18 protein-coding genes and 1 pseudogene are annotated in these 23,909 nt (G+C 72.5%); 6 read left to right on the top strand and 13 right to left on the bottom strand.

All coding sequences use genetic code 11. The annotated features are described in order from the left end of the window. The 3 genes from modA to HDC93_RS14975 are packed head-to-tail and all read left to right on the top strand — an operon-like array spanning window position 1 to window position 2,731. On the top strand, window positions 1-813 hold the full coding sequence (gene modA, locus HDC93_RS14965) for a molybdate ABC transporter substrate-binding protein (protein ID WP_185010989.1): 813 nt from the start codon (window positions 1-3) through the stop codon (window positions 811-813). Further along, entirely contained in the window at window positions 810-1,661 is an 852-nt protein-coding gene (locus HDC93_RS14970; RefSeq protein ID WP_185010991.1) for an ABC transporter permease, read from the top strand. Before modA ends, HDC93_RS14970 begins: the two co-directional genes overlap by 4 nt. Continuing rightward, complete coding sequence (locus HDC93_RS14975; RefSeq protein ID WP_185010993.1) at window positions 1,658-2,731, top strand: ABC transporter ATP-binding protein; 1,074 nt, start codon at window positions 1,658-1,660, stop codon at window positions 2,729-2,731. The genes HDC93_RS14970 and HDC93_RS14975 overlap by 4 nt, the downstream gene beginning before the upstream one ends. Before the next feature lie 21 nt (window positions 2,732-2,752). On the opposite strand, the pseudogene HDC93_RS14980 reads toward HDC93_RS14975, so the two are convergent. From HDC93_RS14980 to HDC93_RS14990, 3 genes and pseudogenes are all read right to left on the bottom strand, one after another. After that, window positions 2,753-3,145 (bottom strand): annotated as a pseudogene (locus HDC93_RS14980) (oxidoreductase); the annotation flags it as partial. An 88-nt stretch (window positions 3,146-3,233) separates the two neighbouring features. Then, on the bottom strand, window positions 3,234-5,594 hold the full coding sequence (locus HDC93_RS14985; protein WP_398985102.1) for a bifunctional salicylyl-CoA 5-hydroxylase/oxidoreductase: 2,361 nt from the start codon (window positions 5,592-5,594) through the stop codon (window positions 3,234-3,236). Continuing rightward, window positions 5,594-6,421 (bottom strand): enoyl-CoA hydratase family protein, encoded by an 828-nt coding sequence (locus HDC93_RS14990; RefSeq protein ID WP_185010997.1) that lies wholly within the window; start codon window positions 6,419-6,421, stop codon window positions 5,594-5,596. Before HDC93_RS14990 ends, HDC93_RS14985 begins: the two co-directional genes overlap by 1 nt. A 320-nt stretch (window positions 6,422-6,741) precedes the next feature. Between HDC93_RS14990 and HDC93_RS14995 the strand changes: the two genes are divergently transcribed. After that, window positions 6,742-7,197, top strand: coding sequence for an ATP-binding protein (locus tag HDC93_RS14995; protein ID WP_260419561.1), 456 nt, complete (start codon window positions 6,742-6,744; stop codon window positions 7,195-7,197). A gap of 327 nt (window positions 7,198-7,524) precedes the next feature. Here HDC93_RS14995 and argF read toward each other — a convergent pair whose 3' ends face one another. The 6 genes from argF to HDC93_RS15025 form a co-directional block, all read right to left on the bottom strand. Then, window positions 7,525-8,532 carry an ornithine carbamoyltransferase gene (gene argF, locus HDC93_RS15000; protein WP_185011001.1) on the bottom strand — a complete coding sequence of 336 codons (1,008 nt, stop codon included), beginning with the start codon at window positions 8,530-8,532 and terminating at the stop codon, window positions 7,525-7,527. Window positions 8,533-8,591: 59 nt separating this feature from the next. Then, window positions 8,592-9,815, bottom strand: coding sequence for an arginine deiminase (locus HDC93_RS15005; RefSeq protein ID WP_185011003.1), 1,224 nt, complete (start codon window positions 9,813-9,815; stop codon window positions 8,592-8,594). Between the two features lie 99 nt (window positions 9,816-9,914). Beyond that, window positions 9,915-10,247, bottom strand: coding sequence for a hypothetical protein (locus HDC93_RS15010; RefSeq protein ID WP_185011005.1), 333 nt, complete (start codon window positions 10,245-10,247; stop codon window positions 9,915-9,917). 576 nt (window positions 10,248-10,823) lie between these two features. Continuing rightward, on the bottom strand, window positions 10,824-13,364 hold the full coding sequence (locus tag HDC93_RS15015) for a polynucleotide kinase-phosphatase (RefSeq protein WP_185011007.1): 2,541 nt from the start codon (window positions 13,362-13,364) through the stop codon (window positions 10,824-10,826). Then, window positions 13,361-14,824 carry a 3' terminal RNA ribose 2'-O-methyltransferase Hen1 gene (locus HDC93_RS15020; protein WP_185011009.1) on the bottom strand — a complete coding sequence of 488 codons (1,464 nt, stop codon included), beginning with the start codon at window positions 14,822-14,824 and terminating at the stop codon, window positions 13,361-13,363. The genes HDC93_RS15015 and HDC93_RS15020 overlap by 4 nt, the downstream gene beginning before the upstream one ends. Before the next feature lie 155 nt (window positions 14,825-14,979). Next, window positions 14,980-15,900, bottom strand: coding sequence for an LLM class F420-dependent oxidoreductase (locus tag HDC93_RS15025; protein WP_185011011.1), 921 nt, complete (start codon window positions 15,898-15,900; stop codon window positions 14,980-14,982). 241 nt (window positions 15,901-16,141) lie between these two features. Between HDC93_RS15025 and HDC93_RS15030 the strand changes: the two genes are divergently transcribed. Continuing rightward, window positions 16,142-16,315: a hypothetical protein gene (locus HDC93_RS15030; protein WP_185011013.1), complete on the top strand. Its 174-nt coding sequence runs from the start codon at window positions 16,142-16,144 to the stop codon at window positions 16,313-16,315. 49 nt (window positions 16,316-16,364) lie between these two features. Here the strand turns inward: HDC93_RS15030 and HDC93_RS15035 are convergent, their stop codons facing one another. The 4 genes from HDC93_RS15035 to HDC93_RS15050 form a co-directional block, all read right to left on the bottom strand. After that, window positions 16,365-16,835, bottom strand: coding sequence for a DUF6099 family protein (locus HDC93_RS15035; protein ID WP_142158548.1), 471 nt, complete (start codon window positions 16,833-16,835; stop codon window positions 16,365-16,367). Window positions 16,836-17,045: 210 nt separating this feature from the next. Further along, window positions 17,046-17,369: a nucleotide pyrophosphohydrolase gene (locus HDC93_RS15040; protein WP_185011015.1), complete on the bottom strand. Its 324-nt coding sequence runs from the start codon at window positions 17,367-17,369 to the stop codon at window positions 17,046-17,048. Continuing rightward, window positions 17,362-18,498, bottom strand: a complete 1,137-nt coding sequence (locus HDC93_RS15045) for an ATP-binding protein (protein ID WP_185011017.1) — start codon at window positions 18,496-18,498, stop codon at window positions 17,362-17,364. The genes HDC93_RS15040 and HDC93_RS15045 overlap by 8 nt, the downstream gene beginning before the upstream one ends. A gap of 216 nt (window positions 18,499-18,714) precedes the next feature. Next, window positions 18,715-19,110 carry a cell division protein SepF gene (locus tag HDC93_RS15050; RefSeq protein ID WP_185011019.1) on the bottom strand — a complete coding sequence of 132 codons (396 nt, stop codon included), beginning with the start codon at window positions 19,108-19,110 and terminating at the stop codon, window positions 18,715-18,717. A gap of 193 nt (window positions 19,111-19,303) precedes the next feature. On the opposite strand from HDC93_RS15050, the gene HDC93_RS15055 reads away from it, so the two are divergent. Beyond that, a complete protein-coding gene (locus HDC93_RS15055; protein WP_185011021.1) occupies window positions 19,304-23,440 on the top strand; it encodes a bifunctional nitrate reductase/sulfite reductase flavoprotein subunit alpha in 4,137 nt (1,378 codons plus the stop codon). The last annotated feature ends 469 nt before the right edge of the window (window positions 23,441-23,909 follow it).

Here is a 23,909-nt window from a genome sequence, read left to right on the forward strand (position 1 = left end):
ATGACCCGTACCGCGCGCCGGACCCGCCGCCCGCTCCAGGTGGCCGCGGGAGGAGCCGCAGCCCTGCTGGCCCTGAGTGCCTGCACGTCCGGCTCGGCTTCCTCGGCGAAGCCGGACTCCTCCGGGTCGGGCACGCTCTCCGGCGAGGTGACCGTGTTCGCAGCGGCCTCGCTGAAGGAGAGCTTCACGACGCTGGGCGAGCAGTTCGAGAAGGAACACCCCGGCACGAAGGTCACCTTCAGCTTCGGCGGCAGCGACTCGCTGGCCGCGAGCATCACCGGCGGCGCCCCGGCGGACGTCTTCGCCTCGGCCAGCCCCAAGACGATGAAGATCGTCACGGACGCCGGGGACGCCTCGGGCACCCCCGCGACCTTCGTCCGCAACGAGCTGGAGATCGCCACCCTGCCCGGCAACCCCGGGAAGATCGCCTCGCTCGAGGACCTCACCGAGGCGGGCCGGAAGGTCGTGCTCTGCGACAAGGAGGTGCCGTGCGGCGCCGCCGCGCAGAAGGCCCTGGACGCGAGCAGGCTGAAGCTCACGCCCGTCTCCTACGAGCAGGACGTGAAGGCCGCGCTCACCAAGGTCGAGCTGAAGGAGGCCGACGCCGCCGTCGTCTACAGGACGGACGTGCGCGCGGCGGGTGACAAGGTGGAGGGCGTGGAGTTCCCCGAGTCCGCCGACGCCGTCAACGACTACCCGATCGCCCTGCTCAGGGACGCGCGGAACACCGAGACCGCCAAGGCGTTCATCGCGCTGGTGCGGTCCGCCGAGGGCCAGAAGGTCCTGAGCGGGGCCGGGTTCCTCAAGCCGTGACGCTCCCGACCGGCAAGCCTCGCGCCGCGGCCGACACCCTCCGGGGCGGTCCGCGGCTCCGGCGCGTCCGGACGGGCGTCCCGCTGCCCCTGCTGATCCCCGCGCTGATCGGCGTGGCCTTCCTGACGGTGCCGCTGATCGCCCTGCTCGTGCGGACCCCGTGGCACAGCCTGCCCACGCAGCTGACCAGCCCGGACGTATGGCAGGCTCTCCAGCTCTCCCTGATCTGCGCGACCCTCGCCACCGGCGTGAGCCTGGTCATCGGCGTGCCGCTGGCCTGGCTGCTGGCCCGCGTCGACTTCCCCGGCCGCGGCCTCGTACGCGCCCTCGTCACCCTGCCCCTCGTCCTGCCTCCGGTCGTGGGCGGTGTGGCGCTGCTGACGGCGCTCGGCCGCAACGGCATCGTCGGGCAGTGGCTCGACGCGTGGTTCGGCATCACGCTGCCCTTCACCACCGCCGGGGTCGTGATCGCGGAGGCGTTCGTGGCGATGCCCTTCCTCGTGATCAGCGTCGAGGGCACCCTGCGGGCCGCCGATCCGCGCTACGAGGAGGCCGCCGCCACCCTGGGCGCGTCCCGCTTCACCGCGTTCCGCCGGGTGACGCTGCCGCTGATCGCGCCGGGCATCGCGGCGGGCGCGGTCCTCGCCTGGGCGCGGGCGCTCGGCGAGTTCGGCGCGACGATCACCTTCGCCGGCAACTTCCCCGGCCGCACCCAGACCATGCCCCTGGCCGTCTACCTGGCCCTGCAGAGCGACCCGGAGGCCGCGATCGCCCTCAGCCTGGTGCTGCTGGCGGTGTCGATCGCGGTGCTCGCCGGGTTGCGTGACCGATGGATGAGCGCCGGATGACCCAGACCCACGCCGCCACCGGCCCCTCCATGGACGGACTCGACGCCCGTCTCGTCGTGGACAGGGGCGGCTTCCGTCTCGACGTGGAACTGACCGTCTCGCCCGGCGAGGTCGTCGCCCTGCTCGGGCCGAACGGCGCCGGCAAGACCACCGCGCTGCGCGCCCTCGCCGGTCTGACCCCGCTCTCCGGCGGCCATCTGCGGCTGGACGGCGCCGAGCTGGACCGTACGCCGCCGGAGGCCCGTCCCGTCGGCGTCGTCTTCCAGGACTACCTGCTCTTCCCGCACCTCACGGCCCTCGACAACGTCGCCTTCGGCCCCCGTTGCCAGGGCGCCACCAAGGCCGAGGCCCGTGCGCAGGCCGCCGAGTGGCTCGACCGCCTCGGCCTCGCCGCGCACACCGGTGCCAAGCCGCGCAGGCTCTCCGGCGGCCAGGCCCAGCGCGTCGCCCTCGCCCGCGCCCTGGCGACCCGCCCCCGGCTGCTGCTCCTGGACGAGCCGCTGGCGGCCCTGGACGCCCGTACCCGGCTGGAGGTCCGTGCCCGGCTCCGGCGCCATCTGGCCGACTTCGAGGCGGTCGCCGTGCTCGTCACCCACGATCCGCTCGACGCCATGGTGCTGGCCGACCGGCTGGTGGTCGTGGAGCACGGCCGGGTGGTCCAGGAGGGCACCCCGGGCGACATCGCCCGCCATCCCCGTACGGACTACATCGCGCAGCTGGTCGGCCTGAACCTCTACCGGGGCGAGGCTGACGGCCATACCGTGCGGCTCGCCGACGGCCCGCGCCTGACCACCACGGAGGTCCTGTCCGGCCCGGTCTTCGTGGCGTTCCCGCCCAGCGCGGTCACCCTGCACCGGGAGCGGCCCTCGGGCTCCAGCGCCCGCAACCTGTGGCGCTGTGAGGTGGCGGGCCTGGAGACCCACGGCGACCAGATCCGCGCCGACCTCACCGGTGAACTCCCCCTCGCCGCCGACCTCACGACACTCGCCGCGGCCGAACTCGGCCTCCACCCGGGCGCGGAGGTCTGGGCCACCGTGAAGGCGACGCAGACCCACGCCTATCCGGTCTGAGGCGGTCGGCGTCCCCACGGGTCAGGCCGTCGTCCCGGCCGGCGCGCCCTCCGGGACGACGGCTGTCTCCCGCACGAGGCGGCGGCGCCGGGCCGGCAGGAGTGTCGGGTGGGCGACGCCCCAGGCCGCGCCCTTGCAGATGATCTCCTTGCAGAGCGCGGCGAGCCGGCCGGTCAGGGCCGCCGACACCGCGCGGTCGTCGGCGGTGACGTACTGGATCAGTCCGTCCCTGCGGCCCGGGGAGATGCACTGGGTGAGGTAGCGCACCGGCACGCTGGGAACCTTCCCGCCGGTCAGCCGGGCCGCGATGGCGTCGGCGGCCTGCCAGGCGGTGGGGACGCCCGAGGCGCACGACATCCGCAGCGGCTTGTCCCCGGGGCCCATCACCAGGGCCGCGTCGCCGATGGGGGACACGAGCTACCGATAGGCCACCGTCTCAAGGCGCGGCCTGAAGGCTTCGAACCGGTCCACGTCGTCCATGGTCAGGGCCATGCCACGGATCTCAACCGCCGTCGGCGGCGCCGCCTCCCAGACTCAGTCGCGGTTTCGGGGCGTCGGTTCGGCCCGTCTGGGGGCGGCGGCTTCCCGCGCGGTACGGGGCCGGCCAGGGCGCGCCCGGGCCGGTGTAGCCCTGCTCGGCCGCCGCGTGCAGGGTCCAGTGAGGGTCGTAGAGGTGGGGGCGGGCCAGGGCGCAGAGGTCGGTTCGGCCCGCGAGGATCAGGGAGTTGACGTCGTCCCAGGAGGAGATCGCGCCGACCGCGATCACCGGGATGCCGGCGCTGTGGCGGATCCGGTCCGCGAACGGCGTCTGGTACGACCGTCCGAACTCCGGCCGCTCGTCGGCCACGACCTGGCCCGTCGACACGTCGATCGCGTCGGCGCCGTGCGCGGCGAAGGCCCGCGCGATCTCGACGGCGTCCTCGGCGGTCGTGCCGCCCTCGGCCCAGTCGGTGGCGGAGACACGGACAGTCATGGGCCGCTCCCCCGGCCACACGTTCCGTACGGCGTCGAAGACCTCCAGCGGGAAGCGCAGCCGCTCCTCCAAAGAGCCGCCGTAGGTGTCGGTGCGCCGGTTGGTCAGCGGGGAGAGGAACCCGGACAGCAGGTAGCCATGCGCGCAGTGCAGTTCGAGCAGGTCGAAACCGGCCCGGGCGGCGCGCACCGCGGACGCTGTGAACTGCTCACGGATGTCGGTGAGTTGAGCGCGGGACAGCTCACGCGGCGTCTGGCTGAATTCCTTGTACGGCAGCGCCGAGGGGGCGACGAGCGGCCAGTTGCCCTCGTCCAGTGGCTCGTCCATGCCCTCCCACATCAGCCGCGTGGAGCCCTTGCGGCCGCTGTGGCCGAGCTGCACGCCGATCGCGGTGCCGGGGGCCCGGTCGTGCACGAAGTTGGTGATCCGCTTCCACGCCTCGGCCTGCCGGCCGGTGTAGAGGCCGGCGCAGCCGGGCGTGATCCGGCCCTCCTCGCTGACGCACACCATCTCCGTCATCACCAGCCCGGCCCCGCCCAGCGCCCGCGCGCCCAGGTGGACGAGGTGGAAGTCGCCGGGGACGCCGTCGACGGCCGAGTACATGTCCATGGGCGAGACGACGACCCGGTTGCGCAGAGTCAAGCCGCGCAGCCGGAACGGCATGAACATCGGGGGCGTGCCGGGCGGGCAGCCGAACTCGCGCTCCACCGTCTCCGTGAAGCGGGCGTCGCGCAGCCGCAGGTTGTCGTGCGTGACGCGGCGGCTGCGGGTGAGCAGGTTGAAGGCGAACTGGCGGGGCGGCTGGTCCAGGTAGAGGGCGATGTTCTCGAACCACTCCAGGCTGGCCCGGGCCGCGCGCTGCGTGGAGGCGACGACGGGGCGCCGCTCCTCCTCGTAGGCGGTCAGGGCCTCGGGCAGCGAATCCCGCTCCTCCAGACAGGCGGCCAGGGCCAGCGCGTCCTCGACGGCGAGTTTGGTGCCGGAGCCGATGGAGAAGTGGGCGGTGTGGGCGGCGTCCCCGAGGAGCACGATGTTGCCGTGCGACCAGCGGTCGTTGACGACCGTGCGGAACGTCGTCCAGGTGGAGTTGTTCGACTTCAGAGGGCGGCCGCGGAGCGCCTCCGCGAAGATCTTGCCGCAGCGCTCGATCGACTCCGCTTCACCGAGCTCGTCGAAGCCGGCCGCGTGCCAGACCTCTTCGCGCATCTCGATGATCACGGTCGAGGCGTCGGGGGCGTAGGGGTAGCCGTGGAGCTGCATCACGCCGTGTTCGGTCTCGGCGATCTCGAAGCGGAAGGAGTCGAAGGGGAAGTCGGCGGCGAGCCAGATGTAACGGCAGCGGTGGGTGGTCACGCGGGGGCGGAAGACGTCCGCGTGGGTCTCGCGGGTGGCGCTGTGGATGCCGTCCGCGGCGATGACCAGGTCATGGGTGTGCGGGAGGTCGTGCGGGGCCCCGGTGCGGAAGCGGAGGTCGACGCCGAGTTCGCGGCAGCGGGTGTGGAGGATCTCGAGCAGCCGCTTGCGGCCCAGGGCCGCGAATCCGTGTCCGCCGGAGATGTGGCGGTGGGTGCGGTGGACGATGTCTATGTCGTCCCAGCGGGTGAAGTGCCGCTGGAGGGCCTCGTAGACCTTGGGGTCGGCGTGTTCGATGCCGCCGAGGGTTTCGTCGGAGAGGACCACGCCGAAGCCGAAGGTGTCGTCGGGGGCGTTGCGTTCCCAGACGGTGATCTCCCGTGCCGGGTCGAGGCGTTTGAGGAGGGCGGCGGCGTAGAGGCCGCCGGGGCCGCCGCCGATGACGGCCACGCGTAGGGGGTGGTCCTCACCCGTGTGCGGGTGCGGGTCCTCGGTGGCCTGTCGCGCAGTTCGCCGCGCCCCTTCGGGTGCATCCACTATCGTCCGCTCCACTTCGGGGGGCGCTTCTCCGTGAACGCCGCGTGGAACTCGGCGTAGTCCTCTCCCGTCATCAGGAGGGCCTGGGTCGAGGCGTCGAGTTCGATCGAGGCTGCCAGGGGCATGTCCAGTTCGGATGTCAGGAGTGCCTTGGTCTGGGCGTGGGCCAGAGCCGGGCCCTCTGCCAGGCGGCGGGCCAGCTGTTGTGCGGCCTCGTCGGCGGCGCCTTCCTCCGTCAGTTCGCTGATCAGGCCGATGCGCTCGGCCTCGACGGCCCGGACCGGGTCGCCCAGCATCAGCAGGCGCGTCGCGTGGCCCAGGCCGACGACCCGGGGCAGCAGGTAGGCCGCGCCCATGTCGCCGCCGGAGAGGCCGACGCGGGTGAAGAGGAAGGCGAAGCGGGCGGTGGGGTCGGCGACGCGGAAGTCCGCGGCCAGAGCGAGGACCGCTCCCGCTCCCGCGGCCACGCCGTGCAGCGCCGCGATCACGGGGAACGGGCACTCGCGGATCGCGCGGACCACCTGGCCGGTCATCCGGTTGAAGTCCAGGAGCTGGGCGGTGTCCATGCCGAGGGTGGCGCCGATGATCTCGTCGACGTCGCCGCCGGAGCAGAAGCCGCGGCCTTCCCCGGCCAGCACCATGGCCCGTACGGACCGTTCCCGGGACAGCTCCGCGAGCAGGTCGCGCAGGTCGGCGTAGGCGCCGAAGGTGAGCGCGTTGAGCTTCTCGGGGCGGGCCAGGGTGACGGTGGCGACGCCGTCGGCGAGGCCGACGCGCAGATGCTCCCAGCCTGGGGTGCGGGCGGCGGAGCCGGTGAAGGGACTCATGACGTGCGGCCTCCTCGGGCGGGCACTGCCTCACAGAGCTCTACCCCCCGAAGCTATCACTCATCCGTGACTGTCGTCAGGAGTGCGCGATAGGCCGTCCGGGTAGGACTCGCATGTGGGCCCGGCGTGACCTGGGCCGGTTACATCCGTCACAGATCGTCCACACCGGCGTAACGGCGGGAGCAGCTGTGCGCGGCGGCGCGTTCACCTGGGTAAGCCGTCCGACAAGGAGGCGAGGGCGCCTCCGACGGTGCCCCTCCGACGCCTCGGAAGAGCGGCGCCGTACCATTCATAAGGTTGAAAGCAGGATGTCCTGCTCCATGAACGGACCCGCCGTGTACGAACTCTCCTCAGCCCCCGCCTCCTGGCGCATCGCGCTGCCGCACACCGCAGCGGCGGTGCCCGTGGCCCGTGCCCTGGTCCGTACGGCGCTGGCCGAGCTGGAGCACGGGGCGGACTGCGACACCGCGGAGCTGCTGACGGCGGAGCTGGTGGCGAACGCCGTGGAGCACACCACGGGCGGGACGCCGATAGAGCTGGTCGTGGAGCTGATGCCGTCGGGATGTCAGGTCGAGGTGCACGACACCGACCCGGCCCCGCCCGGCGACCTCACCCGTCCGGCCGGCGGGCCGCCCGACCCTTGGCAGGAGCACGGACGCGGGCTGCTGCTGATCCGCGCCCTGAGCTCCTCCTGCGGGCACCGCCCGACCGAGTCCGGCAAGGCGGTCTGGTTCAGACTGCCTGTGGTTCCCGCTCAGCGGCGTTCGCCGGCGTGACCGCGGCGAGCCGGGAGTTCCGGCGCCCGTAGAGCAGGTACAGGGCGATCCCGACCAGCAGGAATCCCGCGAACTGGATCGAGGTCGTCGCGCCCGTCTCGTACGCCGACGCTGAAGCAGACCAACTGGAAGAGACCCATCGTGCGCTTCAGACCGTGACCCTCACGGTCGGCGCCCGACTCCGCCACGAGAAGGGCGGGGGGCTTGATACGGGGAGCGGGCATGCGGGTGGTGCTCGTTTCTGGTGGTGCGGGAGTGCGACGGGTTCGTCGCGCGGCGGCCGCGAAGGAGGGGTGGTTCCGGGCCGCCGGTCAGCATAAGGCCTGTTCAGGCGAGGGTTGCCACCATGACCGCCTTGATGGTGTGCATCCGGTTCTCCGCCTCGTCGAAGACCACCGAGTGGGCCGACTCGAAGACCTCGTCGGAGACCTCCAGGTAGTCCAGGCCGTAGGCCGCGTGGATCTCCTGGCCGACCCTGGTGCCGAGGTCGTGGAAGGCGGGCAGGCAGTGCAGGAACTTCACGTCCGGGTTGCCCGTGGCGCGCAGGACGTCCATGGTCACCGCGTAGGGGGCCAGGGCCGTGATGCGCTCGGCCCAGACCTCTTTCGGCTCGCCCATCGAGACCCAGACGTCCGTGGCGACGAAGTCGGCGCCGCGGACGCCCTCGTCCACGGTCTCGGTGAGCGTGATGCGGGCGCCGCTGGTCGCGGCGAGCGCGCGGGCCCGGTCGACGATCTCCTCGGCGGGCCAGTACGCCTTCGGCGCGACGATCCGTACGTCCATGCCGAGCAGGGCGCCGGTGACCAGGTAGGAGTTGCCCATGTTGAAGCGGGCGTCCCCCAGGTAGGCGAAGGCGACCTCGGTCAGCGGCTTGGCGCAGTGCTCGGTCATGGTCAGCACATCGGCGAGCATCTGGGTGGGGTGCCACTCGTCGGTGAGCCCGTTGTAGACGGGCACCCCGGCGTACGCCGCCAGCTCCTCCACCTTCTGCTGGCTGTCGCCCCGGTACTCGATCGCGTCGTACATCCGGCCCAGCACCCGCGCGGTGTCCTTGACCGACTCCTTGTGCCCTATCTGGGAGCCGGAGGGGTCGAGGTACGTGGTCGAGGCGCCCTGGTTGACGGCCGCGACCTCGAACGCGCAGCGGGTGCGGGTGGAGGTCTTCTCGAAGATCAGCGCGATGTTCCGGCCCTGGAGGTACCGGGGCTCGATCCCGCCCCTCTTGGCGGCCTTCAGGTCGGCGGCCAGCTCGACCAGACCGCGGAACTCCTCCGCGGTGAAGTCCAGCTCCTTGAGGAGATGGCGGCCGGCGAGGGCGGTCGGGACAGTCGCCATGAGGGCACTCCAGGGATACGAGGACGGGACGCTGGAATACTATACGAGCTCCAGCATGCCTATACGGGATCGCGTTCGACCGGGCAGCTCATGCACCGTGGACCGCCCCTGCCCCGGCCCAGTTCGCTGCCCGGGATCTCTATCACCTCGATGCCCTGTTTGCGCAGGTGGGTGTTGGTGGTGGAGTTCCGTTCGTAGGCGACCACGACCCCGGGTTCGACGGCGAGGACGTTACAGCCGTCGTCCCACTGCTCGCGCTCGGCCGCGTGCACGTCCTGGGTGGCGGTCAGCACACGGATCTGATTCAGGCCGAGGGCGGCGGCGATCGCGCGGTGCATGTGCTCCGGCGGATGATCGGTGACCTTCAGCTCCTTCTCGCCGACGCCCGGCTCGATGGTGTACGAGCGGAGCATGCCGAGGCCCGCGTACTGGGTGAAGGTGTCGCCGTCGACCATCGTCATCACGGTGTCGAGGTGCATGAAGGCGCGCCGCTTGGGCATGTCGAGGGCCACGATCGTCTCGGCGGACCCGGCGGCGAACAGCTTGTGCGCGAGCATCTCCACGGCCTGCGGGGTGGTGCGCTCGCTCATGCCGATGAGCACCGCCCCGTTTCCGATGACCAGCACGTCCCCGCCCTCGATCGTGGACGGGTAGTCGCTCTGCCCCTCGGACCACTCGTGGAAGGTCTCGTCGCGGAACAGCGGGTGGTGCCGGTAGATCGCCTCGAAGTGCACGGTCTCGCGCTGCCGGGCGGGCCAGCGCATGGCGTTGATGGACACGCCGTCGTAGATCCAGGCGGAGGTGTCGCGGGTGAAGAGATGGTTGGGCAGCGGGCCCAGCAGGAAGTCGTCCAGTTCCATGACGTGGAAGCGCACGGAGGTCGGCTCCGGGTGCACGTCGAGGAACTCGCGTTTCGTCATGCCGCCGATCAGGACCTCGGCCAGCTCCGGGGCGGGCATGTTCTCGAAGGCGGCTCTGAGCGGGTCGGTGGCCAGCGGGCCGTACTCCTTCTCGTCGAAGACCCTCTCCAGGACGAGGGATCTGGCCGCCGGGACCTCGAGCGTCTCGGCCAGCAGGTCACCGAAGAGGTGGACGTCGACGCCGCGGTCGCGCAGCACGTCGGCGAACCCGTCGTGCTCGGCGCGGGCCCTGCGCACCCACAGCACGTCGTCGAAGAGCAGCGAGGTCTTGTTGCTGGGGGTGAGCCTTTTGAGCTCGAGATCGGGCCGGTGCAGGATGACGCGGCGCAGCCGCCCGGCCTCGGAGTGGACGTGGTATGCCATGCCTCCATCCTCACCATCGGAGGGCGGATTGACGCGCTCCTCGACCGTTTCCGTCACCGCCAGTTCTCGTCGCTCCGACGACAAGCGGCGGGACCGGCCTCATACCCGGGGCGCCGGCTCCAGCAGTTCCTCCGGCCGGGCCGGCATCCGGCGGGCGGCGCGGCCCGGCTCGAGGATCCTCCGGGCGACGATCCAGCCAGCGAGGGCATGCTGCCCGGCCGGGGCGTCGGCCAAGGCGTCGGCGTACCGGACGAGCGCGGCGGCCGCGTCCCCGGCGCCGAGGTGCTCGTCGGCGGTGCGCGGGACGGCGGGCCGCGTGGCGAAGGCGTGGGTGCGCCCGTCCGGCCAGACGGTGCGGTCGCGCCGTAAGCGGAGATCGGAAGGGTCGGCGGCCGGGGCGGGCGGCAGCGTGCCGGTACGCCCCCAGGGCACCACTGCCCGGATCTCGCGGGGTCGAACCGGCCGGGCCCGTCACCGCCCGGCGCGGCGAGCAGCGCGGCGGCCTCGTCTGACGGTCGCCGCCAGGCCTCGGCTTCGTCGAGGTCGAGCCGGGCGGGCGGGCGGGCGGGGATGGTCCAGGTCGCGGTACGGGTCGAGGTCTTCCAGCGGGATGGCGATCGGGCCGCCGGGGGTGCGGTGGGTGAGCGTGCGCAGGGGCAGTCAGTCGGGGGTGCAGGTCGATCTGACGTCCCAGCAGGTCCCCGAGAACGACACCGAAGTGCAGCCGCTCCTGGGCGTCCTCCATACAGCCGAGGCCGCACAGGGCGTAGGTCAGCCCGAGCAGCAGCCGAAAGCCGTCCGCACGCCCGGACTCGCCCCCGGGTTCGCCGAACACCGCGTGTGTCTCCACCGACTTTCCCCCTTGAGCCGGTACACCTGCCTGACCGACCAGCGAAGTTGGTGCGGCAACCAGCGGTCAACCAGGGACGAATGGGACCGGAAGGGCGACGTCCGGCCAGGAGCGTCCCAGGCGGGACAAGCCCGGCCGGCATCGTGTGCCCCTCCGGTTCACAACCGCGGGTCCACCGGCTCCGACTCCAGCGCCAGCACCCCGAACACCGCCTCGTGCACCCGCCACAGCGGCTCGCCCTCGGCCAGGCGGTCCAGGGCCTCCAGGCCCAGGGCGTACTCGCGGATCGCCAGGGACCGCTTGTGGTTGAGGAACCGCGAGCGCAGGCGGGCGAGGTTCTCCGGGCGGGTGTATTCCGGGCCGTAGATGATCCGGAGGTACTCGCGTCCGCGGCACTTGATGCCGGGCTGAGTCAGGCGTCCCTGGCCGTCGCGGACGAGCGCGCCGACCGGCTTGACGACCATGCCCTCGCCGCCGCGTCCGGTCATCTCCAGCCACCAGTCGACGCCGGCCCGCACCGACTCCGGGTCGGCGGTGTCGACGTAGAGGCGCCGGGTGGTCTGGAGCAGGCCGCTGCCGTCGTGCTCGACGAGCCGGTCGAGCAGGGCGAGCTGCTCGTCGTGCGGCAGGCCGGCGAGGCTGCGTCCCTGGACCGCGAGCATCTGGAACGGTGCCAGGCGCACGCCCTCCAGGCCGTCCGTGGTCCAGCAGTAGCGGCGGTACGCCTCGGTGAACGCGGCCGCGTCGGTGGCGCGTTCACCGGTGCGGGTCAGCAGGCCCGCCACGTCGACGCCGCGCGCCGCCGCGCCCTGGAGGGCACTCAGAGCCTCCGGGAGCACCGCGCCGGACGCGGCGCCCACGGCCGCGTACTGCGACCGCAGCAGCCCGGACGCCTTCAACGACCAGGGCATCAGCTCGGCGTCCAGCAGCAGCCAGTCCGTCTCCAGCTCGTCCCAGAGGCCGGCCTCGCCGGCCGCCGTGCGCACCCGGCCGAGGATCTCCTCGGTGAGCGCGTCGTCGTCGAGGAAGGGGCGTCCGGTGCGGGTGTAGAGGGACCCCGTGGGGCCGTCCACGCCGAAGCGCTTGCGGGCCGCCTCCGCGTCGCGGCACACCAGGGCCACCGCCCGCGAGCCCATGTGCTTCTCCTCGCACACGACGCGCGCGACACCGTCGTCCTTGTACTGGGCGAACGCCTCCGCGGGGTGCTCCAGATAGCCCCCGACGTGACTCGTGGCCGTCGGGGCCATGGTCGGCGGGAGGTACGGCAGCAGCCGCGGGTCCACCGCGAAGCGGCTCATGACCTCCAGGGCCGCCGCCGCGTTCTCCTCGCGGATCGAGACGCGGCCCTGGTGCCGGGTCTCGACGACCCTGCGGCCCCGCACGTCCGCCAGGTCCAGCGGACGGCCGTCCTGCCCGCCCGGCGCCTCGCTGCGCAGCGGCTTCGTCGGCTCGTACCAGACCTGCTCCGCCGGGACGTCGGCCAGTTCGCGCTCTGGCCAGCGCAGCGCGGTGAGCCTGCCGCCGAAGACCGCGCCGGTGTCCAGGCAGATGGTGTTGTTGAGCCAGGTCGCCTCCGGCACCGGGGTGTGGCCGTAGACGACCGCGGCCCGGCCCCGGTAGTCCTCCGCCCACGGGTAGCGCACGGGCAGGCCGAACTCGTCGGTCTCGCCGGTGGTGTCGCCGTACAGGGCGTGGCTGCGGACCCGGCCGGAGGTGCGGCCGTGGTACTTCTCGGGCAGACCGGCGTGGCAGACGACCAGCCGGCCGCCGTCGAGGACGTAGTGGCTGACGAGGCCGTCGAGGAACTCCCGTACCTCGGCGATGAACTCCTCGCTCTCGCCCGCCATCTGCCCGATGGTCTCGGCGAGGCCGTGGGTCTGCTGGACCTTGCGGCCGCGCAGGTAACGGCCGTACTTGTTCTCGTGGTTGCCGGGCACGCACAGGGCGTTGCCGGACTTCACCATCGCCATGACGCGGCGCAGCACGCCGGGGCTGTCCGGACCGCGGTCGACCAGGTCGCCGACGAAGACGGCCGTGCGGCCCTCCGGGTGGACCCCGTCGACGTAACCCAGCTTGCCGAGCAGCGCCTCCAGTTCGGCGGCGCAGCCGTGGATGTCGCCGATGATGTCGAACGGGCCGGTGAGGTGGGTCAGGTCGTTGAAGCGCTTCTCGGTGACGACCGTGGCGTGCTCGACCTCGTCGACGCCGCGCAGGATGTGCACCTTGCGGAAGCCCTCGCGCTCCAGGTGCCTGAGGGAGCGGCGCAGTTCGCGGGTGTGGCGGTGGATGACCCGGCGGGGCATGTCGGCGCGGTCGGTGCGGGCCGCGTTGCGCTCGGCGCACACCTCCTCGGGCACGTCGAGCACGATCGCGATCGGCAGCACGTCGTACCGCTTGGCCAGGTCGATCAGCTGACGGCGGGCGTCGGACTGCACGCTGGTCGCGTCCACGACCGTGCGGCGGCCGGCGGCCAGGCGCTTGCCCGCGATGTAGTGCAGGACGTCGAAGGCGTCCTTGGTGGCGCCCTGGTCGTTCTCGTCGTCCGAGACGAGGCCGCGGCAGAAGTCGGACGAGATGACCTCGGTGGGCTTGAAGTGCCTGCGGGCGAAGGTGGACTTGCCGGAGCCGGTGGCCCCGACCAGCACCACCAGGGACAGGTCGGTGACGGGCAGCACGCGCCCCTGCTGTGTGTCGGTCATGCCGCCTTCGCCTCCTTCGGCGTGGTCAGGGTGAATACGGCCATCTGGGTGGGCGGCCCCACCTCGGGGTCGTCGGGGCCGACGGGCTCGAACGCGACGCCGTAGCCGTGCCGTTCGGCCACCGCCTCGGCCCAGGCGCGGAATTCCGCGCGGGTCCACTCGAAGCGGTGGTCGCCGTGCCGGACGTGGCCGGCCGGGAGGGACTCCCAGCGCACGTTGTACTCGACGTTCGGGGTGGTCACGAGGACCGTCCTCGGGCGCGCCGAGCCGAACACCGCGTACTCCAGGGCGGGCAGCCGGGGCAGGTCTAGGTGCTCGACGACCTCGCTGAGCACGGCGGCGTCGTAGCCCTTGAGCCGGGCGTCGGTGTACGCGAGCGAGCCCTGGAAGAGCTGGACGCGGGAGGCCTGCCGCTCGCCCATGCGGTCCAGCTTCAGGCGCCGCGAGGCGATGGTGAGCGCGCGCATGGACACGTCCACGCCGACGATCTCGGTGAAGGCCGGGTCCTTGAGCAGCGTCTGCACCAACTGGCCCTGCCCGCAGCCGAGATCGAGGACCCGGGCGGCTCCGGACTGCCTCAGCGCCGTGACGATCGCCTCGCGGCGCTGCACGGCCAGCGGGGTCGGCTTCTCCTCGGCCTCGGTCTCCGCCTCGACGGCGTTGTCGATCTCCTCGACCTCGCTGTCGTCGGTCTCGGCGAGCCGCACCAGCTCCAGGCGCTCGGTGGCCTGCCGGGTCAGGGCCCAGCGGCGCGAGAGGTAGCGGCTGGTGATCAGCCGCTGCTCCGGGTGTCCGGGCAGCCAGCCCTCACCGACGCGCAGCAGCTTGTCGACCTCGTCGGGGGCGACCCAGTAGTGCTTGGCGTCGTCGAGGACCGGGAGCAGGACGTAGAGGTGGCGCAGGGCCTCGGCGAGGGTGAGCGCGTCCGATTCCAGGACGAGGCGCACGTACCGCGAATCGCCCCACGCGGGGAACTCGGTGTCCAGCGGCACGGGTTCGGCGGTGACCGTCCAGCCGAGCGGATCGAAGAGCTTTTGTACGAGGTCGGGGCCGCCGCGGGCGGGCAGCGCGGGCACCTCGACGCGCAGCGGCCTCACCTGGCCGGGGAGCTCCGGCTTGGCATGGCAGACGCCCTTCATCGCGCTGGAGAAGACGCCGCTCAGCGCCACGGCGAGCAGGGAGGAGGCCGCGTAGGGGCGGTCGTTGACGTACTGCGCGAGTGCCGCGTCCGGGGCGCCGCCGCGGCCCTTGCCCTTGCCGCGCCTGACCAGTGCCACCGCGTCGACCTCCAGCAGCAGCGCCGCCGTGCAGCGCCCGGCTTCGGCCTCGGGGTAGAGGACGTGAGCCGTGCCGTAGGAGGTGGAGAACGCCTGCGCCTTGTCGGGATGCTTGTGCAGCAGGTAGCCGAGGTCCGTGGCGGGGCGTTCGGGAGTGCCGGTGGTGGTGATCGTCAGGAACATGCGGAGGGCCTCTCCGGCTGGGTGGACGTTTTCCGTGCCGTACGTGCGCGAGCCCCCAGGAACGGTGATCCTGGGGGCCCGGCAGGACGACGCCCTCAGCTTCGCACACCCGTGCCCACCAGCGCCTTCGTTTATCGAGGGCGCCTCGGCGGCCCCTACGACAGCTGCGACTGCACCTGCGCGGAGATCAGCTCCAGGTGGTCGAGGTCGTCCAGGTCGAGGATCTGGAGGTAGACGCGGCTCGAGCCGGCCTCGGCGTAGCGGCCGATCCTGTCGACGACCTCGGACGGGGAGCCGGCCAGGCCGTTGAGCTTCAGCTCGTCCACCTCGCGGCCGATCGCGGCGGCCCGGCGGGCGACCTCCGCGTCGTCCCGGCCCACGCAGACCACGAGGGCGTTGGAGTACGTCAGTTCGTCGCCGCGGCCGGCTTCCACCGCGGCGGCACGGACCCGGCCGAACTGGCGCTCGCTGTCCTCGACGGAGCCGAAGGGCATGTTGAACTCGTCGGCGTACTCGGCTGCCAGCCGCGGGGTGCGGGACGGGCCGTGGCCGCCGACGAGCACGGGAATCTTCCGCTGCGCCGGCTTGGGCAGGGCGGGAGAGTCCGTGAGGTCGTAGTAGGTGCCGTGGAAGTCGAAGGTCTTGCCGGGGTCCGTCGCCCACAGACCCGTGACGATCTCCAGCTGCTCCTCGAGGCGGGCGAACTTCTCCTTGGGGAAGGGGATGCCGTAGGCCTTGTGCTCCTCCTCGAACCAACCTGCACCGAGGCCGAGTTCGACCCGGCCGCCGGACATCTGGTCGACCTGGGCGACCTGGATGGCGAGCACGCCGGGCAGCCGGAAGGTGCCGGCGGTCATCAGGGTGCCGAGCCGGATGCGCTTGGTCTCGCGGGCGAGTCCGGCCAGGGTGATCCAGGCGTCGGTGGGGCCGGGCAGGCCGTCCACGGTGCCCATGCGGAGGTAGTGGTCGGAACGGAAGAAGGCGTCGAAGCCGAGGTCCTCGGTGGCCTTGGCGACGGCGAGCAGAGTGTCGTAGGTGGCCCCCTGCTGGGGCTCGGTGAAGATGCGAAGATCCATGTCCTCCATCCTGCACCGCCCCGGCGGACGATCACGAGACCGGTCCCCCGTCCACACCGGTCCCCGGTCGGGTGAAATGACGTCAATACCGCAGCCGCCGCCCGACCCGGCCGGTGACCGGCCCCGACGGTGATCGTTTGCTCGGGCGGAGCCGGAGCCCCCGGCTTCCGCGCCGGGGGGTGGACCGCCGGGGCGTCACCCGCGTCGGCCTCCCCGGGGGCCGGGGGCCGAGGAGGCCGTCATGTCCGAAGAGACCGTGCCGCAGCAGGGCGGGACCGGGCAGCCGAAAGGGCTGTTGCAGCAGATGGAGGAGCTGATGGCGGCGTTGAACGCGGACCTGTCGGCGTTGGACGCGGATCTTCGGTCGGCGGGGGATGCCGAACGCGGGGTCGTCGAGGAGGAGCAGGCGGGATAGGAGAGGGCGGGTCAGGGGCGGGCGGGTCAGGGGCTCTCCCCGCCCCGCCTCACCCCGCCTCCCTCTCCGGCAGCGTCTGTTCCCGGTCCGCGAGTCTGCGGAGCATCTCCAGGACGCGGTCACGGGACTCGTCCGCCGCGTCGATGGCCTCCATGCACTGCCAGTACGTGCCCTCGTCGCCGGCGGCGCTGGCCAGGGCGACGAGGGCGATGCCGACCTCGCCGAGGAGACCGCCGAGGTACATCAGGGTGTGGCGGGCGTCGCCCAACTCGGTGAGCTGGCCCGCCCGCAGCTCACCGGGGCCCAGTTCGGGCGGGTCGAGGACGCCACAGCCCCGGCCCGCAAGCTCCGTCAACCCCAGTGCCTCGCCACGCAGTTCGGGTGGTCCGGCGACCGCCAGGCGGCTGCCTATGGCTTGCGCGAGGGCCTGCGCCTGCCACACCTCGGCCAGGGTCTCCCGCGCGTCGCCGCCCGCCGCCAGGGACCGCCTGCTCGTCACGATGAGCCGCACCGCGTCCATGCGCTGCCCCCGTCTTGTCCGACGCGCTGCGCGCGTCCGTCTGCCCACACTCCCTTGTTCACTACCCAGAGTGAAGGAGTGCGAGACGAAAAGCCAGAGGAAGGCGGAAAATTGCGGACAACGATTCGGATTCGAGCCGCTATTCAGCTACGCAGCGTGCAAGTGGACTCTTTCGCTCCAGGTGATGGAAACAGTGGCCGGGGCGTGCCGCTAGATCGGGAACCTCCGTTCGTTCCGGTCGATCTTCGCGTTCAGCGCGGCCAACGGGTCGATGCCGAGCACCTCGCACAGCTGGAGCAGATACGCGAGCACGTCGGCCACCTCGTCGGTGACGCGGTGCGCGGTGTCCGGGTCGGCCATGACCCCGGCCGACTCCTCGGGCGTCAACCACTGGAAGATCTCGACCAGTTCGGAGGCCTCCACGCTGAGCGCGGCGACCAGGTTCTTGGGGGTGTGGTACTGCTGCCAGTTCCGCGCGGCCGCGAAATCGGCCAGGCGCCGTTGCAGTCCGGCCACGTCCAGGGGATCAGTCACGGTCCAGGTGTACCACCGTGACTCCCTGCGTCCCGGTGGCCCAGGAGCCGTCGCTGACCGCGCCGACCAGCCGGATGTGCCCCCGCTCGCACATCCGGGCCGCCAGCCGCAGCAGTTCCAGCCGCTGCCGCCCGTCCAGGCCCCGGTCGAAGCCGTCGGCGAGGACCGTGAGCGTCTGGAGCGCGGCGGGCACCTCGCCCGCCGGGTCGACCTCCAGCACGCCCGGCCCGGTGAGCAGCACCAGCGCGAGGGCCACGTAGCGCAGTTCGCCGTCGCCGAGCCGGCACAGGTCCGTACGGACGCCGTCCCCCCGGTCGAGCGCGGCGCGGATCGTCCCCGTGGTCTCCTCCGCCCGGGCGAGCACATCCGCCACGGGTCCGGCACAGCCGGCTCGCACCGCCGCCACGAACTGCGCGTGCCGCCGCCCGCACTCGGCGCGGGTGCGCCACAGCACGTCGGCGAGATTGCCGCAGCCGCCGAGCAGGCGCCCGGAACCGGCCGCCACCGGGCCGCGCATGCGGGCGGGCTCGGGGTCGCAGGCGAAGGCGGAGCGCAGGGCGACGACCATCTGTTCGGCGGCCGCCAGCACCCTGCGCTGCCCGGGTGTCTTGCCCGCCACGCGCAGCGGCAGCAGGGCGGTGCCGAGCCGGTCGTCCGGGAGCGGGCCGCGGGTCACCGGTGTCGGCCCGGCCGTGTGCCAGGCGGCCTGCACGGCACGCTTGCCCGGGTCGCGCAGGGCGGTCTCCAGGAGGACCAGTCCGTCGGCCGACAACCGCTCGCCCACGACGCGCAGTTCGGGTTCGGCCTGTACGGCCATGTCGAGCCGGACCGGGCCCTCGGGACCGTCGGCCGTGCAGCCGATGCGGAAGCCGCGGCGGCGCTGCGCGTCGGGCCGGGCCCGTTCCGGTACGCAGGCGACGGGGTCGGGGAACGCCTCGCCGAGCTCCGCGCCGCCCCCGAGCCGGGCGAGGGCCTCGTACGCCAGCAGCGCGCTGGTCTTGCCGCAGCCGCTGGGCCCGGCGAGGAGGGTGAGGGGCCCGAGCGGGAACGCGGCGCGGCGGTGGGCGGTGAAGGCGGACAGGCGCAGTTCGGTGATGCGGGGACGGTCGGGGAGGGCGGGCTGGGTCATGTCCGGACGGTAGGGCTCCGCCGACAGGACGAACCGTTCCGTCTCTGAAGGCTTCCTACGATCGAGCTACGGGCACGCCTGCGACCACACCCACGGGCACGCCTGCGGCTACGCCTGCGGTCACACCCACGGGCACGTCTGCGGCTACGCCTGCGGTCACACCCACGGGCACGTCTGCGGCTACGCCTGCGGTCACACCCACGGGCACGTCTGCGGTCACACTACGGGGAGGCCCGCTCCCTCCATCAGCCCCGTCACCTCGGTTCCCGCCGGCGTCAGCAGGAACACGTTGCGGTCCACCCGGTGCATCCCGCTCGCCAGGCCGAAGACGACACCCGTGCTGAAGTCGAGGACGCGCTTGGCGACCTCCGTCTCCGCGCCGGTGAGGTCGAGGAGGACGGGGACGCCCGCCATCAGCCGCTCGGCGACGTCGCGGGCGTCGGCGAAGACGTTCACGCGCAGGACGACGAAACGGCGGCGGGTCTCCGTCTCGGCCTCGGGTATGGACCGGTGGCCGACGGCGGACGGCCAGGCGTCCCGGCCCCGCAGCGGTACGACCTGGGCGAGCCCCTCCCACTGTTCGTCGGTGACATCGTGGCTGTTCACCGGCATGCTCCGTCCTGGATCGTACGTGCTGTCTGCATCGGGCAATTCTTGCGCAGAGTCACCCGTTCGGCCCAACAGCGACACGCTCCGCGACCTCAATGCACCTCACAACGGCCGGAAGGCGGTTGTGTGACGGGCGTAACGCCCGATGATCAAGCCGTGTGACAGAGGCGTAACGGGCGATTCGTACCGTCGGGGTATGAACTCGACCCCCGGAAGCCGGCCGGACACGCGGCAGGTGCGCACCGTCTGCTCGTACTGCGGGGTCGGCTGCGGTCTCGTGCTCGACGTGGGGGCGGGTCCGGACGGGCGGCGCACGGTACTGAAGGCGTCCGGCGACAAGACGCATCCGGCGAACGCGGGACGGCTGTGCACCAAGGGCGCGACCACGGCCGACATGCTGGCCGCGCCCGGGCGGCTGGCCACCGCGCTGGTACGGGACGACCGGGGCGACGAGGCGGTCCCGGTGCCCGTGGCCGATGCGCTCGCCGAGACGGCGGCGCGGCTGCGGGCGATCGTCGACGAGCACGGGCCGGACGCGGTGGCCTTCTACGTCTCCGGGCAGATGAGCCTGGAGGCGCAGTATCTGGCGAACAAGCTGGCCAAGGGGTTCGTGGGGACGAACCGGATCGAGTCGAACTCTCGGCTGTGCATGGCGAGCGCGGGCACCGGCTACAAGCTGTCCCTGGGGGCGGACGGGCCGCCCGGGTCGTACGAGGACTTCGACCGGGCGGACGCCTTTCTCGTCATCGGGTCGAACATGGCCGACTGCCATCCGATCCTCTTCCTGCGGATGATGGAGCGGGTCAAGGCGGGCGCCAAGCTGATCGTCGTCGATCCGCGGCGGACCGCGACCGCGGCGAAGGCCGATCTGTTCCTCCAGGTCAGGCCGGGGACCGACCTCGCGCTGCTGAACGGCCTGCTGCGGCTGCTGCACGACGGCGGGCACGTGGACGAGGAGTTCGTCGCCGCGCACACCGAGGGCTGGGAGGCGCTGCCCGGGTTCCTCGCCGACTACGCCCCGGCCTCGGTCGCGGAGGTCACCGGGGTCGCGGAGGACGATCTGCGGGAGGCCGCCCGGCTGATCGGCGCGGCCGGGCAGCGGTGGATGAGCTGCTGGACCATGGGCCTCAACCAGTCCACGCACGGCACCTGGAACACCAACGCCCTGGTCAACCTGCATCTGGCGACGGGGGCGATCTGCCGTCCGGGCGCCGGGCCGTTCTCCCTGACCGGGCAGCCCAACGCCATGGGCGGGCGCGAGATGGGCTACATGGGGCCGGGGCTGCCGGGGCAGCGGTCGGTGCTCGTCGAGGAGGAGCGGGCGTTCACCGAGGAGGTGTGGGAGCTGCCGCCGGGGACACTGCGGGCCGACGGGTCCGGGCAGGGCACCGTCGACATGTTCCGGCGGATGGCGGACCGGGAGATCAAGGCCTGCTGGATCATCTGCACCAACCCGGTCGCCTCGGTCGCCAATCGCCGTACGGTCATCGAGGGGCTCGAGGCCGCCGAGTTCGTCGTCACGCAGGACGTGTTCGCCGACACCGAGACGAACGCGTACGCCGACGTCGTCCTGCCCGGGGCGATGTGGACCGAGGCGGAGGGCGTCTTCGTCAACAGCGAGCGCAACCTCACCCTGACCGGGGCCGCCGCGGACCCGCCCGGGGAGGCGATGGCCGACTGGCGGATCATCGCGGAGGTGGCGTGCGCGATGGGGTACGAGCGGGGGTTCTCCTACGACAGCGCCGAGCAGGTCTTCGAGGAGATCCGGCGGTTCCACAACCCCAGGACGGGGTGGGACCTGCGTGGGGTCACGTACGAGCGGCTGCGGGAGACTCCCGTGCAGTGGCCGGCGGCGCGGGAGGACGGGCCGGAGCGCAATCCGGTCCGGTACGTGGGGGACGAGGGGCTGCGCTTCCCGACGGATTCCGGGCGGGCCGTGTTCTTCGCGCGGCCGCATCTGCCCGCCGCCGAGATGCCGGACGACGACTATCCGTTCGTGCTCAACACCGGGCGGGTGCAGCACCAGTGGCACACGCTCACCAAGACCGGGAAGGTCGCCAAGCTCACCAAGCTGAATCCGGGGCCGTTCGTGGAGATGCACCCCCAGGACGCCTCCGCGCTCGGGGTCGCCGACGGCGATCTGGTGGAGGTGGCCTCGCGGCGCGGGCGGGCGGTGCTGCCGGCGGTGGTGACCGACCGGGTGCGGCCGGGAGGCTGCTTCGCCCCGTTCCACTGGAACGACCTGTTCGGCGAGTACCTGAGCATCAACGCGGTGACGAGCGACGCGGTGGATCCAGTGTCGTTCCAGCCGGAGTTCAAGGTGTGCGCGGTGTCGCTGACGAGGGTGGCGTCGCCGGCGCCCGCACCGGAGGTGGCGCCCCAGGAGCCCGAGGTACCGGCCCCGACGCCCACGACCGTGACGCCGAGCGCCGCGAACCCCTTCGGGATCGTGCCCTCCCCTCCCCCGGTGCTCTCCGCCCAGGAGCGCCGGTACCTCACCGGCTTCCTCGCGGGGCTCGGCTCGGGCGCCCCCGGGGTGCCGGTGCTGCCGCCCGACGCGCCCTTCTCGCCCGAGCACGCGCTGTGGGTGAACGGGGTCCTGGCCGGCATGTACTCACGGACCGGGGCGGCCGTGCCGCAGGACGACCGGTCCGCGGGCCGGGAGATCGTCGTGCTGTGGGCCTCGCAGACCGGGAACGCGCAGGAGTTCGCCACCGCCACCGCCGAGCGGCTGACCTCGACCGGGTACCGTACGACGCTCCTCGGCATGGACGACGCCGACGTCGGGACGCTCGCCCGCACGGCCGACCTGCTGTTCATCACCAGCACCTTCGGGGACGGCGACGCGCCCGACAACGGCTCCGGCTTCTGGGACGCGCTCTCCGGCGAGCGGGCCCCTCGGCTGGACGGGGTGCGGTACGCCGTGCTGGCCTTCGGCGACTCCTCGTACGACGACTTCTGCGGGCACGGACGGCGGCTGGACGCGCGACTCGACGAGCTGGGCGGGGTACGGCTGGCCCCGCGCACGGACTGCGAACCGGACTTCGAGCCGTCCGCCGGGGAGTGGCTCGACCAGGTGCTGTCGGCTCTGGGTGAGCGGCCCGCCGCCCCGGCCGAGAGGTCCGCCGCCACCGTCGATACGCCCGCCACCCCGGCCGACAAGCCCGCCGCCCCGGCCGACAAGCCCGCCGCCCCGGCCGAGAAGCCCAGGACGAGGTCCAAGCCCGTCGCCACCGCCCGGCTGGTCGGCAACCGGCTGCTCAGCAGGGACGGTGCGGGCAAGGAGGTCAGGCGGTTCACCTTCGACACCAGCGGCACGGACCTGGCGTACGAGGCCGGGGACGCGCTCGGGGTGCGGCCGGTCAACGCGCCCTCCCTCGTGGCGGAGTGGCTGGCGGTGACCGGGGTGGACGCCGGGTCGGCCGTGACGGTCGAGGGTGTCGGTGAGGTGCCGTTCGGGGACGCGCTGCACCGGCATCTCGACATCACCCGGATCACCCCCGACCTGCTGCGCTTCGTCGCCGAACGCGCCCGGGACAAGCACGAGTTGCGCAGGCTGATGCGGCCCGACAACAAGGACGGGCTGGCGCAGTGGAGCTGGGGGCGGCAGGCCGTGGACGTGCTCGCCGAGTACGCGGTGCGGGCGGGTGCCGAGGAGTGGGCCGGGGTGCTGCGCAGGCTCCAGCCGCGGCTGTACTCCATATCGTCCAGTCCGCTGGTCGACCCCCGTCGGGTGGCGCTGACGGTGTCCGTGGTGCGGTACGAGAACCTGCACGGCCGGGCGCGCGGCGGGGTCTGCTCGCCGTACCTCGCGGACGCCGGACCGGACACGGAGGTGCCGGTGTTCGTGCAGCGCTCGCCGCACTTCCGGCCCCCGGCCGACGCGACGACGCCGATGGTCATGGTCGGCCCGGGCACCGGTGTGGCGCCCTTCGTCGGCTTCCTGGAGGAGCGGCGCGCGCTCGGCCACCGCGCCCCCAACTGGCTGTTCTTCGGGGAGCAGCACCGGGCGACGGACTTCTACTACGAGGACGAGCTGACGGCTCTGCTCGACGAGGGCACCCTCACCCGGCTGGACACCGCCTTCTCCCGGGACCAGCGCAACAAGGTGTACGTGCAGGACCGCATGCGCGAGCACGGGCCGGAGCTGTGGCACTGGCTGTGCGACGGGGCCCGCTTCTACGTGTGCGGCGACGCGTCCCGGATGGCGAAGGACGTGGACCGGGCCCTGAGGGACGTCGCGATGACGCACGGCGGGCTGGGAGAGGCGGAGGCCGCGGCGTACGTGAAGCAGCTCGCGGCGGAGAAGCGGTACGTGCGGGACGTGTACTGAGGCCCCCCGGGGCTGGAGGGGCGGGGCGCCGGGAGCGGGACCGTGAGGCCGGGCGCCGGGGCGGGCGGGTCCGTAAGACCGGGGCCACCGAGGCAGGGCCGGGGGGACACAAGGCCGGGGACCGCCGAGGCAGGGGCCGCACAACCGAGGGCCGCCGAAGCAGGGGCCGCACAACCGAGGACCGCCGAAGCAGGGGCCGCACAACCGAGGACCGCCGAGGCAGGGGCCGCACAACCGGGGACCGCCGAAGCAGGACCGCAGGACCCGGGTCGCCGAGGCAGGGCCATCTGGCCCGGGCCACCGAGGCAGGGACGTCGGGCCGAAGGCCGTGGCGTCCGGGGGGCCGCAGGGACGGGCCCCTTACCCGGGTCACACCGGAATCTTTACCTCCCTCCGGGTCCCGCTCACCGGCGGCGGTTAGCGTCCTTCGGCGTGTACTCGGCAGAAACCACGCTGGTGGTGCCCGGCC

The sequence above is a fragment of the Streptomyces sp. AK010 genome, assembly GCF_014207295.1.
Classification (GTDB): domain Bacteria; phylum Actinomycetota; class Actinomycetes; order Streptomycetales; family Streptomycetaceae; genus Streptomyces; species Streptomyces massasporeus.